Source organism: Olivibacter sp. 47 (assembly GCF_030372825.1).
In the GTDB taxonomy this organism is placed as follows: Bacteria; Bacteroidota; Bacteroidia; order Sphingobacteriales; family Sphingobacteriaceae; genus Olivibacter; species Olivibacter oleidegradans.
The window spans coordinates 4,903,388-4,915,447 of the sequence record NZ_JAUCNR010000001.1 but is presented as its reverse complement, the minus strand read 5'-3'; the positions used below and the strand labels follow the sequence as shown (position 1 = coordinate 4,915,447).

Genomic DNA, 12,060 nt, shown 5'->3' with positions numbered 1-12,060 from the left:
AACATGGAAACGAAGAGAGAACAGTTAGATAAACTTGAAATAGAAAGAAATCAACTCATTGCCGAGATTGAAGAAATAAAGTTGAATATGGTAGCAATTTCCCAACGCATTGAACAACATGAGCAAATGGGTGATTCTGATACCGAAAAATTAAATCTGGATAGCGCAAACGAGTTGTCGGCTTTAGATACAAGCATGAATGAGTTGATTATCGAAGTTACCAAGATTGATATGGCGATGACGATGCTTTGTGTAGGAGGTTTAGATTAGATGAAACTTTCAGTACATAGAAAGTCGGTTAATGTAGCGGAGTTGAATGTTACGGTGCAAGCTGTGTTCACTAAGGTGTTAATGGGTGAGCATAAAATCGTCTTTTCTAATCTGGAAGTTCCGACCAAGCTAGATATTCAAATAGGCGATACTATTGAACATCGTGGCGAGGTCTTTACAATCAATACGCCTGTTGGGTACCAGAAGGTCAGCAATATAAAGCATGTTTATAACATAACGTTTGAAGGGATACGATATAAATTATATGATAAAAAATTTTTGTATGAAGGTGCTAGCGACTTTCAATTTTTTGGCAACGCTAGGCAGTTTGTACAATTGGTTGTTGATAATATTAATGAGATCAATAGCGGTTGGTCTGTAGGTGTGGTTGATGAAACAGCGGAAATCCACATGGATTTTGACAATGATAGTTGTCGCACGGCACTTACGAAAATAGCCGAGCAATTTAAGCTAGAATGGGATTTAACAAATAAGACAATTCACCTTGTAAAACAGGCAGGCAATACAACTGACTTAGTGTTCGAATATGGTAGAGGGAAAGGGTTGTATAGTTTAAGTCAGGAGTATGTGCAGGACAAAAACATAATAACAAGAGCTTACGGAACAGGTGGTACGAGGAATTTGCCAAAAGGGTATAAAGGTAAACGGATATCGTTGCCCGAAAAGTTCCTTGAAGATGCTGTATCAATTGACAAGTATGGTGTCAAAGAAGGTGAATATAGAAATGAGGAAATTTATCCTAAAAGAGATGGTGTTATAACCGCTGCTAGTGAGGTTTCAGACGAAAAGACAATATTTAGCATCACTGATACGTCATTAGATTTTGACATCAACGCGTGTTTATTGGCGGGAGTCAGTGCGAAAGTTGGTTTTCAGACAGGCGAGCTTTCAGGGTATACCTTTGAGATTGCTAAATATGATCACGACACCAAAACTATCTTTTGTAAGCCTGACGTTAGCAATAGTGACTATGTGATGCCAAACACAACTTTTAAAGCACAAGTAGGTGACGTTTATAGGCTTTTCGATATTGATATGCCCCAATCTTATATGACAGCGGCTATAGAGGAACTAAGGGAAGGTACAATGGTATATCTAAACGAAAGTAAAGTGCCACAAGTCCTTTATGGCTTGGATTTAGACATTATGTACCTTAGAGATAAAGGTATCTGGTTGAATGCGGGCGATAAAGTGAGGGTAAAAGACACTTCACTTAAATTAGATGAGCTTATCCGCGTAACAGGAGTTAGCTATCCAATCACTTTTCCAGACATATTAACTACAGATACAAAAGTAACTGCTACCATAGCAAACTTTGTTCCCTACACAATCGAAGAGCGGATTGTTAAAGACACTATTGATAATAAGAAAGTAATTAAAGTGGTTGACAGAACGAACGCAGAGAGGGCACGTAGAAACGCTTACGATCTAAGGCAGCTGCAAGCTAATATTCTTGACCCCGATAATTATTTTAATCCAGAAAGGATAAAACCGCTGTCTATTGAAACGTATATGCTTTCTGTGGGTGCCAAATCTCAAAATTTTGGTTTGAATGGTGTCGACATTAATGCTAACTATGGCGGCGATCCTAATCATATGACTGTTAGCTTAGGCTCACTGATTCACTATGAAGCGGAGATAAGCGGGCTTGGCTATGTTTGGCAGGTGCAGGCGGGCGACTTCCCCAATCTTGACCCTGTTAAGTCTTATTATTTAAGTGCCAAATGTAACCAACACGCTTTAACGGGGCAATGGTATTTATCGGATGAACTAATGCGGACAGAACAAGAGGCGGGATATTGGCATTTTAATGTCGGTATTCTTTATCCCGTAAAAGACGGTTACCGAGGTTTTGATTTTACCAAAGGAATGACCTTTATTGTAGGCGACACCATTACAACAGGTGTGATCAAGTCCTTAGACGGTTTGAATTTCTTTGACCTCACACAAGGCAAATTTAGTCTTGGTGATGATGTTAGCGGAATTGATTGGGATGTGACTAATGCGGGTGCATTAACCATTCGTGGTGCGGTTGCTTCAAGTACTGTTTTGGTAGGCTCTGGGGGCTTTGTCAGTGCAGGTTTAAGCGGTCTCGCTGATAATGGAGACCAATCTATTAGGTTTTGGTCTGGTGCTGACTTGTTAAATAAAGATACCGCGCCTTTCAGAGTTCTAAACAATGGATATGTGTACGCCACAAATCTAACATTGGGTTACGGCTCTAGCGCTTCTGGGAATAGCAATGGTTGGCGAGTTTCACCTTCTGGCATCATATCCGATTATAGTGGTGATGTAAGTAATTTTGCGCTTATCAGGGGCAGTGATCTAAAGTCAAGCTTCGCTTTCGCTACGGACTTAATACCTTCATCATCTGGCGGTTCGTTTAGCTTGACAGGACGGTTAACGAACAAAAAGCTTTCACCTTCTGAATTTCCTATTATTAAGAATCGAAATACCGCATTAGAGCTAGAAGCCTCTGGGGCGGATACAAATGTAGCATTAGATATCAAAAGCGGCACACTTAACCTGAACGGAAATAACATAGTGGTAACAGACGGTAAGGAAGGGAAAAGTTTTACGTTAGACTTTAGGGTAGGCGGCGAATCTTGGTATCAATTAGAGTTTATTAACGGTGTGGTCGTAGGAATAACAAATGTTACCAATACATAAGTTAAAAAATGTTATAAATAAATCTATATCGGATTATTAAACGATTTTTAGTATTATCGGTTTAAGAGCCGTTTATAAGTGATTTTGGTAATACTAGCTCTACAACATTTCAATAAAGTTTATGGCTACTTTTGCAATAGTCAGCAATGTAGCTGATTTTAATCATTATATAAGTTATGTCGAAATTCGATGAGGCACTCAAATTTGAGTCTAACAAGCAGCAATTTAAGAAGCTATTTCAAAAAGATTGGGATTCTGATTTACCTGCTTACATCTCGTACGTTACTGGTGTTTATAGTTGTACAATACTTGAAGCCCAGAACAAAATTTACAATCAGCTAATCCAGTTCAACGTAATTGACGAAAAAATAATGTCAATAATGAGGAAAGTCGGAGCTGAATAAATTCATCTTACATAAGGCCTTGCTCATTTGTGCGAGGCCTTTTCTTTAGAATCTAATATTTCACCCATTATATAAATATCATCACTTGTAAGTTCGCTTAGTTGATTGAGATGACCTATCCATTCCGTACCACGTTTTTCTAAAGTTCCGTTATAATATTTATCTACCATGATAGCGTAGTGTCCGCTCGTGCCGCTAGGTATCGATAAGGTTATAAGTTTCGTTTCTTCCCCGAATGCAGCCTCTATTTTAATCTCTTCCATGATATAGGTTATACATCGGAGAAGTATTATTGGTTTTAACCGCTGTGTTAAAGCCTATTTAAATTCGTTTTAAAGGGGCTTTAATATTTTGGTATCCAATGTTTATTACTTAGCATACCTTTTAACGAATATGTCATCTTTGAATTAGGATTAATAATATATCTAGGTGTGCCGTCTTGACTTAATTCATAAGGATGTTTCATAAAAATACATCCACTTGTTTCTGATACAAAATAAAGTGGATACATGCTAATTCCTTTTGATTTGGTATTAGCTTTTAAGCTGACTGGGTTTGAATTTTTTAAACGATTTAAGTGGCTCATGTGGTAGATAGAATGCTCTAATGTGTCTAAAAAATCACTTGATAAGTTTGGTATTTCTTTCCTGTTCATGGCTTTTAAAGCTTTTAACAAAAATACTCTAAAACGGTACAACTGGAATTAATTTAGGTCGAAAATTTTGGTACATTTGGTTTTGCCGATTTTACTATTATGAATCTTTTTGAAATAATTAAGCAAATTGAAAATGTGGATGCTGAAATCCACGAGCGATTGAATCCACGTCGGGCCGCGATCAGAGCCCTCAGCACTTTCAGTGCAAAGGTAGCATTGGCGGGTATACCGCTGGCAGTGAGTACCATGTTTAAAAAAGCATATGGACAAACAATTCCACAGAAAATAGTAGACGTTCTAAATTTTGCCTTAACCCTTGAGTATTTAGAAGCCGAATTTTACACGAAGGGCCTTGCTGCCGGCGGATTAATCCCTAATGCAACGGCCAGAGGTGCTATAACGGTTATCAAAGACCATGAAGACCAGCATGTAGCATTTCTTAAAAGCGCGTTAGGGTCAGCCGCAGTGTCAAAACCGACATTCGATTTTACTGCCGGTGGTGCGTTTTCCGATGTGTTTACAAATTATGATACATTTCTCGCTGTTGCCAACGCCTTCGAGGATACGGGTGTAAGGGCTTATAAGGGTCAAGCAGGTAATTTAATGGAAAACGATGATATTCTTCGTTACGCTTTAAATATACATTCGGTGGAGGCCAGGCATGCATCGCATATCAGACAAATGCGCAGAGCGAGAGGGGGTGCTGCAGCAAATCTCAAGCCATGGATCACCGGGGCTAACGACACAGGCGTTGGTGCGGTGGATCCGATTTATGCGGGCGAAGACAATAAAGTACAGGCAGGTGCCGATATTACGACATTGAATGGTGTGGGAGGAAAAATCAGTATAAACGCTGCAACGGAAGCTTTTGACGAAGCTCTTTCAAAAGAAGCGGTGCTTCAAATTGCCGGGCTTTTTATTGTGAATTAACCTTAAACAAAGGGGATGTTATGTGTAGAGGGGGAAGTGTCCAAAAGGGCACTTCTTCTTTCTTTTACTTCAGTGCTTTTTCATAATTTCAATATCGAAAAAGTCATGATCGTTCATTAGCGCCCGAAGGTTGGAACTGCTTATTTATTCAACGGTCTCCTGTGGAAAAAATTGAAATAGACGGACAAAATTGCGACTAGGCCAAAACATACGCCTGTTGTTATATCTATGAATTCAGCATTTGTACTGCGATCGAAAAGTTTGTCGCACACATACTTAATAAATGAATTGGGCAAGTTACGTTCGCCCAACTTATCCTTCACCTGCCATTGCCAATCTGTTATGGGACAATAGCCAAATCCGAACCAGAACCCTAACACCAACCATGAGCATGCCGTTAAACACACCATATAAAAGTGAAGTTTCCGCGTTACTTCCCATATCCAACCGAAGAGATTAAAAACTATTATTAAGATGTGGATGATTGTAAAAAGCAGATCAAGTAGATGGAACAGATTACTTTGCATAAGCAGGAAGGCGTTGAAGTGCCCTTGAACTGCAAAGCCCCCAAAAAGTCAGACGCTTTATGGGGGACTTTATCACACTATTTTTTCTCTGCAATTTTTTGGATATGATCTAAGTGCGTGCGCAGCACGGGGAGTGTTTTATCAATAAACTGCTTCATCTCCGGATCCTGCACCCTGTTGGAAGCTTCTTCAAAAAGTGTCACATCTTTTTTGTGATCCGCCAACATTTCTTCCACATAAGCTTTATCGAAATCGGCACCTGTCTTTGCGGAGATTTCCTGCATCTTCTTTTGCTTCTCCTCTGCAGGCGCTGCGGGAAGCGCAATGTTCTTCTTTGCAGCGAGCGCCTTTAACTCTTCATTGGCTTTTGAATGATCTTTCACCATCATAGCCCCAAACTCCTTAACTTTTGCGTCCGACGCTTTCTGCTCGGCTAGTTTCCCCAATTCTACCTCAGCAAGACCACCGCTTGCCGCTTCGGTAGCAAATTTCGCATCCTCTGTTTGCGCGGCAGTCGTATCGGTGGACATTGTCGACGTGTCTGCCATGGATTCGTTAATACTGTCGGCGGTTTCTTTTGCATCCTTGTTGGAAGCATTACCGCAACTACTAAGGGCCAGTATAATACCGGCCGCCCATAAAATTAACCTATTTTTCATAAGATAGCTATTTGTTTACACTAGAACAGTGTGTACAGGGAAAATGTTCTGGATTTTTTACTAGTTTTGATACGGGATTTCAAAGAAAAAAGTTGCACCCTGTCCCGGAACGCTTTCTACGCCTAGTATGCCATTATGTTTTTTAATAATTTCGGAGACAATATATAGACCGAGTCCAATGCCTGATATATTGTCGTTTCCCTTATTAGTTACCCGAAAAAAACGATTAAATATTTTTGACTGGTCTTCAGCCGCAATACCAACTCCGTAATCTTGTACACTTACTTTGACGCCGTAGCCTACATCTATCGCTTTTATATGTACTGCCTTACCTTCAGGAGAATACTTAACCGCATTTGAAATTAAATTAGTCAGCACTTGATTGATCCGATTTTTATCTGCGATCAGGTGCGGAATCTTCTCTTTATGAAAAATCAGTTTGTGATCGATACTGATGGGCTGTAAATCTTGAATACAGTCATCGATCAATTCATTCAAGTCTATATCGCCTAGTTGCAGCATCAAGTGCCCGCCGGAAATATTAGAAGTATCAAGCAACAGGTACACAAGGTTTGTTAACCGATCTACCTGCTTGCTTAGTTTATTGATAAAAGAAGCAGGTGTATCGTCTGTCGTACTTTTTTTTAATAACTGAGTATAAGCCTTTATACTAGTAAGCGGTGTCTTTAATTCATGGCTAGCCACACCTATAAAATCGTCTTTCATTTTCTCGACTGCTTTTTGTCTGGTAACATCGACTGACACTACCACCGCAGACTCCGGCTTCCCATCCGAATTAAAAATTGGTGATACGTGATTATTGACCCAAATCAAGGATCCATTTTTACAAATTAGTCTTTTCTCAATCTCATAAGGAGTACCCTCTGCTACCATTCTACTGAAGAGAAGATTATTGCGTTCCAAATCTTCAGGATACATCAAATCAAGCACCGTTAATTTCATCATTTCTGAAGGACTATAACCCAGCATTTTGCAAAACTGATCATTTGTAAAAACAACTTCGCCTCGAAAATTCAGCCGAAGGATTCCTACGATGCTTTGATTAACGATTGCCCGATAACTCTCTTCCGATTTTCGCAGCGCCTCCTCTGCCCGTAGTCTTTCATATCGATTCCAAAAGCGATTTGCCAATTCGTTGCCCAGTTTAATTTCAGTATCTAGCCATTTACGGGGTTTACTATCGTACAGATTAACCATACACAGCCACCGGCCGTTACGGATCAGCGGAATGCTGATGAAAGAGGCAATACCGCGCATGGCATATCGTTCAAAGCCGGGATGGGCTGAGCCTTTTAAATCTTCTACAATAAAGTTTTTGCCTGCTCGCATGGCCTGTTCCCAACCAGGCGAAATATAGTCTGCAATAGCATACACACCTTTTATCGAATGAAAGCCCTTTCTATGCCACTCATGTACAACGGTTGCCTGTTGCTCTGACTGGTCAATTTCTGCAAATGCACAAAAGCCGAGGTTTAAGTAATTCCCCAATCTTTCACAAAAGATTGCAAGGGCTACCTCCGCACTATCGGCACGGGAAAGTTGCTCTCCCATACCGGCAAGCTCGGCCAAATCCAAATCTTCACGCCTTTGAGCGGTGATATCTTTAAAAAGGATGGCCACCTGATTGTCTGCCGGTTCTCCCACTCGAAAGGCGTATACGTCGTAAATGCGATCCAATTGACTTGCGACCATTTGGAAGCGCTCCGGTTTGCCGGTCAATGCGATGCGACCATAGACTTCAAACCACAGGTTTTCATGCAATGGAGCGATATCCCGCATTCGTCGCCCTTCAGCATCGACAATTCCTGTCAGTTGCTCGAATGGTTCATTAACTTCTATGAATCGATAGTCGACCGGACGCTCTTGGCGATCAAAAATCACTTCAATTATGCAAAAGCCCTCATCTATGGAATTAAAAAGATTATAGTAGGTTTCGTCCGATAATTTGAACCGCCTTTGGGTTGATAAGCTACTTGATGTAGCGTTGCCACGACGCACAGATGAGTGCCCCTGCCTACTTCGGTCTTCAGATTTGCCGTATGTGCCATGCTCCGTTTTCTCTTTATCTTCCATAATAAGTATAGCCGGTAATTTTCAGGTAGAGCCCTCAAAATTAACTCGTAGCTAAATGTTCTTATACAACAATTCAAGCAAGCTAATGTTCTTTTGTCCTCAACTAAATAAACTTAAAGACGAAATTGACGGACGCCTTCATGAGGCTTCGGATTTAGCCATAAATGTTTCCGGCACAACGAAATTTAATAGTCTCACCTAGGCGTTTCGTCCGCTATTTGTGCATTTCGTAGAAAATAAAAGGAAGAACGAATCACCGAAACTATTTTTGACTGTTAACATTTTTCAATATGGATAAAAAGACGAAAAACATTGCCTGGATCATTGCTATCGCTATGATCATCGCCGTACTCTATACGGAGTCCTCTTGCCAATCCGGCCTTAGTAAGAATCATTTTGACAACAATGACACCCATACCCTAGACGGTTCTTTTACTGATAAATATTGGGTGCTCACTGATTTTAAAGCCGAGCCGGGGATCGATTGGGATATAGATGGCGAAATCGAGACGGATATTTTGGCAAAGCTTGATCCCTGTGATAAAGACGATGCCATTATATTCCGTAACGACAATAAAATATACCGACATCTTGGAAGTGACAAATGTGACGAAGAGGAGGAGGTCGAAAAAGAAAACGGCACCTGGAAATATATGCCTTCCACGAAAGAACTGACGATGACCGATGATCAACAAAAGGCACGGGTTTATGTTGTGGCCGCAACGAATGCGAACACCCTGGTACTTCACCATTATTTAGATGGCAGTGACGGACGCCATCTTCTAACCGCTACGTATAAAATCAAATAATCAGACTTTTGACATTGGGAAGGTAATTCCTTCCCACGCTCAATTCCACCCCATTATCCAATACGATAAAGGTTCTATGAATATCTTTATACAGCTCACGCACATGAGCCAAGTTGATAATTACCGACCGATGTATACGAAGAAACAGAGCAGGATCAAAGTGTTGAAGAATGGCGCCTATGCCAACGGAACTTATGTAAGTGTTAGCAGTAGTATATATCTCGGTATAGTCGCGATCAGCCTTCATGTAAACAATATCTACGACTCGGAGATTCACAAAGCGCCTTCTACTTTCTACCATCACATGGTCGGGATATTTTCCGTTACGCGATGAAAAATGCGAGACAAGATTTGGGAGGAGCTTAGGTATCGGTCCGATTCTGGTTATGGCGTCGTTGAACCGATCTTTGGTATAGGGTTTTAATAAATAGTCGATAGCATTTATCTCAAAGGCTTGGATAGCATATTGATCAAACGCCGTTGTAAAAATAACCTTCGGCACATGTTCCACCCGTTGCAGAACTTCAAAGCCATTTAATCCAGGCATTTGGATGTCCAGGAAAACCAGTTCTGGTTCCAACATATTAATATATTTTACCGCTTCGATACCATTATGGCATTCGCCCGCTAGCGAAAATCCGGCATGTTCTTTTAGGTATTGCTTAATGAGCAGCCTCGCATGCTCTTCGTCATCGACGATCAAAACAGATTGTTTGGACATAAAACCTAATGTATTATGTTAACATCAAATTTAGCATAATTTTCTACAAGCGGTAGCATCGTCTGTTTAATAACAAATGTGACCGACAAATCATATTTCCGATTTATTCTTAAATTGTACAATGATTTTTATTACAAGCGAAATGCAACGTAATCCATCCATATCCAATGCAACACGTCAGGAAATCCTGCTTTTTGTTTCATGTTTCCTTATAATGAGCATCCTTTATGCAACCCCAAGTCTCATAAATACCAGTGTGACAGCTCGCTATATCAAGGAATTATTAGTCGACTGTCTGTTTATGGCTATAGCCTGTTTACCTGTATGGTGGCTACATTTCCGAAGGCTAGCTCATTGGTCGTTAAAAAAAAGATTTTTCCTTCACCTATTTAGTGCGGTTTTGTATTATAGTATCTGGATGTTGTTATATCAGCTCTATAATCCGTTGGATGGAAAGCTACCTATGACCAATCAGCAGATATTGCAGAATTTAGGTCCGAATTTACTTTTTTATATCCAAGTATTCAGCATCCTCCACATGTATCATTTTTTCCGCGAGCGGGAAATGCAAGTCCGTCTTGAAAAGGAATTACGAGAACTTGCCTATCGCGGCGAGATTAACGCCTTGAAAGCGCAGATACAACCTCATTTCCTATTCAACACATTAAGCAGTATAAGCGCTTCACTGCCTCCGGAACAGGAAAAAACCAGGGTATTGATAGCTCGCTTAGCCGACACTTTTAGGTATGCACTGCTATCAACGAAAGAAGCATTTGTGCCACTTGCAAACGAGCTTAGTTTTATGGAAAAGTACCTTTCGCTCGAAAAAGTGCGATTTGGCAAACGTCTTCAGTACCGGATAAACATAGCCCCCAACGTTCCTCAAGTACAGATCCCTCCAATGTTGTTGCAGCCGCTGGTTGAGAATGCTGTAAAACATGGCATTGAACCGGCATTGGAGGGAGGAGAGATAGAGATCTCGTGTATAGTAAAGAGCAAAAAGGTTTGGATTAAGGTAAATAATACCGGCAGTGCATACCCCGGATCCCTCGAAGAACTCTTTCAGCGTAAGGGTGTTGGTATTTCAAACACAGCCAAAAGACTGGAGCGACATTATGGCGAAGAGCTAGCTGTTTCTCGTAACATTTCGCAAGGATTATGCTTTGAATTTTGCATTCCAATCCCGACTAACCAATAAAGATTTACTCCGCTTCAGTTATTTTCTGATTCTGTTAGTAGATTTCTCATGAACACGTTGAACAACCGCCTCAGCCAGTGCTGCCGGCTCTAAAACAGCAGAGGGATTATTATCCCTGATCACAGCCAATGGCATTTGAGGGAATTGCGAAGAAATGGGACTCTGACTCATGACCAGACCGCCTCGTTTTTCAACGGCAACGGCCCCTTTCAAGCCGTCATTGCCCCCACCTGATAAAATAATAGCAATGGCGCGTTCTCGAAACGTTTCGGCAAGAGAAAGAAGAAAGATGTCAACGGCCCTGTTAATGTCTGATTCCTTTGGCCGCGGCCTTTTCAACAGCTTTCCGTCAGCACATTCCAAATAACTATCTTCGGTAATAACATATATATTTCCCGATGCGAGCTGCACATCGTCCTTCACTGCGATAACTCGATAAGGCGTATAACGTGCTAAAATAGCACTCAAATTACTGACATACCCACGCGATAAATGAGTGATAGCAACAAAGGCAATATTAGGAAGAAAGGGCATTGATTCAAAAAAGGTCTGCATGGCCTGTATCCCTCCACTCGATCCGCCTATTCCTACAAGAAAGAAATCATTTGCTTCTGTCTTCATAACAGCATAGAACTCTCGTGTTTATAGCTTCTATGGAAAAGCGGGCTATCGGAACACGATGTTAGTAATCGCTAAGTACAAAGGACTTATATCCAAGCGTGCTCGTCCGTTTGCCCTTCTATTTCCCAAGGTTCCTTTTTTAACTTAGACTTAATGGCTTCTGTCAACTCGCTTTTCATATGGTTGAAATGTTCAATTTGATCTACCGCCTGCTTTCGAAAACCTTGCGCCAGGTTTTTCATTGAATTAGCTGATTTTTCTCTTGTATATTCACCTTTATCGGGTGCAAATAATATCCCAATAGCTATTCCAGCTCCCAAACCTGCTAAAAATGTAATTACTCTTCCAACGTCGTTCATATTTCTTGTATTATCAGCTCATTAAACTTGCGATGTTTTTTATAAGACAATATTCAGAAGCAAAAGTTTGGTTATTACCTCAACAACTCGCATATCGTCTTTAGAAGACAATATAAGAATTT

At 40.6% G+C, this 12,060-nt stretch carries 13 protein-coding genes; 5 read left to right on the top strand and 8 right to left on the bottom strand.

Annotated features, from left to right (window positions below; all coding sequences use genetic code 11):
- Positions 1 to 3: 3 nt before the first annotated feature.
- Positions 4 to 270: a hypothetical protein gene (locus QT327_RS21240; RefSeq protein ID WP_289553957.1), complete on the top strand. Its 267-nt coding sequence runs from the start codon at positions 4 to 6 to the stop codon at positions 268 to 270.
- Entirely contained in the window at positions 271 to 2,961 is a 2,691-nt protein-coding gene (locus tag QT327_RS21235; RefSeq protein WP_289553956.1) for a phage tail family protein, read from the top strand.
- Between the two features lie 427 nt (positions 2,962 to 3,388).
- Here the strand turns inward: QT327_RS21235 and QT327_RS21230 are convergent, their stop codons facing one another.
- On the bottom strand, positions 3,389 to 3,628 hold the full coding sequence (locus QT327_RS21230) for a hypothetical protein (RefSeq protein WP_289553947.1): 240 nt from the start codon (positions 3,626 to 3,628) through the stop codon (positions 3,389 to 3,391).
- Positions 3,629 to 3,708: 80 nt separating this feature from the next.
- On the bottom strand, positions 3,709 to 4,020 hold the full coding sequence (locus tag QT327_RS21225; RefSeq protein ID WP_289553946.1) for a hypothetical protein: 312 nt from the start codon (positions 4,018 to 4,020) through the stop codon (positions 3,709 to 3,711).
- Positions 4,021 to 4,119: 99 nt separating this feature from the next.
- Between QT327_RS21225 and QT327_RS21220 the strand changes: the two genes are divergently transcribed.
- On the top strand, positions 4,120 to 4,950 hold the full coding sequence (locus tag QT327_RS21220) for a ferritin-like domain-containing protein (RefSeq protein ID WP_130856258.1): 831 nt from the start codon (positions 4,120 to 4,122) through the stop codon (positions 4,948 to 4,950).
- 140 nt (positions 4,951 to 5,090) lie between these two features.
- Here QT327_RS21220 and QT327_RS21215 read toward each other — a convergent pair whose 3' ends face one another.
- The 3 genes from QT327_RS21215 to QT327_RS21205 all read right to left on the bottom strand — a co-directional run bounded on the left by QT327_RS21215 (position 5,091) and on the right by QT327_RS21205 (position 8,230).
- Positions 5,091 to 5,477 carry a DUF2784 domain-containing protein gene (locus QT327_RS21215; RefSeq protein WP_130856257.1) on the bottom strand — a complete coding sequence of 129 codons (387 nt, stop codon included), beginning with the start codon at positions 5,475 to 5,477 and terminating at the stop codon, positions 5,091 to 5,093.
- Between the two features lie 77 nt (positions 5,478 to 5,554).
- Positions 5,555 to 6,136, bottom strand: coding sequence for a DUF4142 domain-containing protein (locus QT327_RS21210; protein ID WP_130856256.1), 582 nt, complete (start codon positions 6,134 to 6,136; stop codon positions 5,555 to 5,557).
- Between the two features lie 60 nt (positions 6,137 to 6,196).
- A complete protein-coding gene (locus QT327_RS21205; protein ID WP_130856255.1) occupies positions 6,197 to 8,230 on the bottom strand; it encodes a PAS domain S-box protein in 2,034 nt (677 codons plus the stop codon).
- 290 nt (positions 8,231 to 8,520) lie between these two features.
- On the opposite strand from QT327_RS21205, the gene QT327_RS21200 reads away from it, so the two are divergent.
- The gene (locus QT327_RS21200; RefSeq protein ID WP_130856254.1) at positions 8,521 to 9,039 is read left to right on the top strand and encodes a lipocalin-like domain-containing protein; all 519 of its coding nucleotides are present in this window, start codon (positions 8,521 to 8,523) and stop codon (positions 9,037 to 9,039) included.
- On the opposite strand, the gene QT327_RS21195 is transcribed toward QT327_RS21200, so the two are convergent.
- Entirely contained in the window at positions 9,032 to 9,760 is a 729-nt protein-coding gene (locus QT327_RS21195; RefSeq protein WP_130856253.1) for a LytR/AlgR family response regulator transcription factor, read from the bottom strand. The two genes, QT327_RS21200 and QT327_RS21195, sit on opposite strands and share 8 nt — an antisense overlap.
- Positions 9,761 to 9,881: 121 nt before the next feature.
- On the opposite strand from QT327_RS21195, the gene QT327_RS21190 reads away from it, so the two are divergent.
- Entirely contained in the window at positions 9,882 to 10,958 is a 1,077-nt protein-coding gene (locus QT327_RS21190; protein ID WP_242627198.1) for a sensor histidine kinase, read from the top strand.
- Positions 10,959 to 10,976: 18 nt separating this feature from the next.
- Here QT327_RS21190 and QT327_RS21185 read toward each other — a convergent pair whose 3' ends face one another.
- Both QT327_RS21185 and QT327_RS21180 read right to left on the bottom strand, forming a co-directional pair.
- Positions 10,977 to 11,579 carry a chemotaxis protein CheB gene (locus tag QT327_RS21185; RefSeq protein ID WP_130856252.1) on the bottom strand — a complete coding sequence of 201 codons (603 nt, stop codon included), beginning with the start codon at positions 11,577 to 11,579 and terminating at the stop codon, positions 10,977 to 10,979.
- 86 nt (positions 11,580 to 11,665) lie between these two features.
- The gene (locus QT327_RS21180; protein ID WP_130856251.1) at positions 11,666 to 11,938 is read right to left on the bottom strand and encodes a YtxH domain-containing protein; all 273 of its coding nucleotides are present in this window, start codon (positions 11,936 to 11,938) and stop codon (positions 11,666 to 11,668) included.
- Between the last annotated feature and the right edge of the window lie 122 nt (positions 11,939 to 12,060).

Excerpts from the sequence above, each read along its gene's own strand:
- QT327_RS21240 (WP_289553957.1), top strand. The coding sequence starts at position 4 with ATGGAAACGAAGAGAGAACAGTTAGATAAACTTGAAATAGAAAGAAAT.
- QT327_RS21235 (WP_289553956.1), top strand. The coding sequence starts at position 271 with ATGAAACTTTCAGTACATAGAAAGTCGGTTAATGTAGCGGAGTTGAAT.
- QT327_RS21230 (WP_289553947.1), bottom strand. The coding sequence starts at position 3,628 with ATGGAAGAGATTAAAATAGAGGCTGCATTCGGGGAAGAAACGAAACTT.
- QT327_RS21225 (WP_289553946.1), bottom strand. The coding sequence starts at position 4,020 with ATGAACAGGAAAGAAATACCAAACTTATCAAGTGATTTTTTAGACACA.
- QT327_RS21220 (WP_130856258.1), top strand. The coding sequence starts at position 4,120 with ATGAATCTTTTTGAAATAATTAAGCAAATTGAAAATGTGGATGCTGAA.
- QT327_RS21215 (WP_130856257.1), bottom strand. The coding sequence starts at position 5,477 with ATGCAAAGTAATCTGTTCCATCTACTTGATCTGCTTTTTACAATCATC.
- QT327_RS21210 (WP_130856256.1), bottom strand. The coding sequence starts at position 6,136 with ATGAAAAATAGGTTAATTTTATGGGCGGCCGGTATTATACTGGCCCTT.
- QT327_RS21205 (WP_130856255.1), bottom strand. The coding sequence starts at position 8,230 with ATGGAAGATAAAGAGAAAACGGAGCATGGCACATACGGCAAATCTGAA.
- QT327_RS21200 (WP_130856254.1), top strand. The coding sequence starts at position 8,521 with ATGGATAAAAAGACGAAAAACATTGCCTGGATCATTGCTATCGCTATG.
- QT327_RS21195 (WP_130856253.1), bottom strand. The coding sequence starts at position 9,760 with ATGTCCAAACAATCTGTTTTGATCGTCGATGACGAAGAGCATGCGAGG.
- QT327_RS21190 (WP_242627198.1), top strand. The coding sequence starts at position 9,882 with ATGATTTTTATTACAAGCGAAATGCAACGTAATCCATCCATATCCAAT.
- QT327_RS21185 (WP_130856252.1), bottom strand. The coding sequence starts at position 11,579 with ATGAAGACAGAAGCAAATGATTTCTTTCTTGTAGGAATAGGCGGATCG.
- QT327_RS21180 (WP_130856251.1), bottom strand. The coding sequence starts at position 11,938 with ATGAACGACGTTGGAAGAGTAATTACATTTTTAGCAGGTTTGGGAGCT.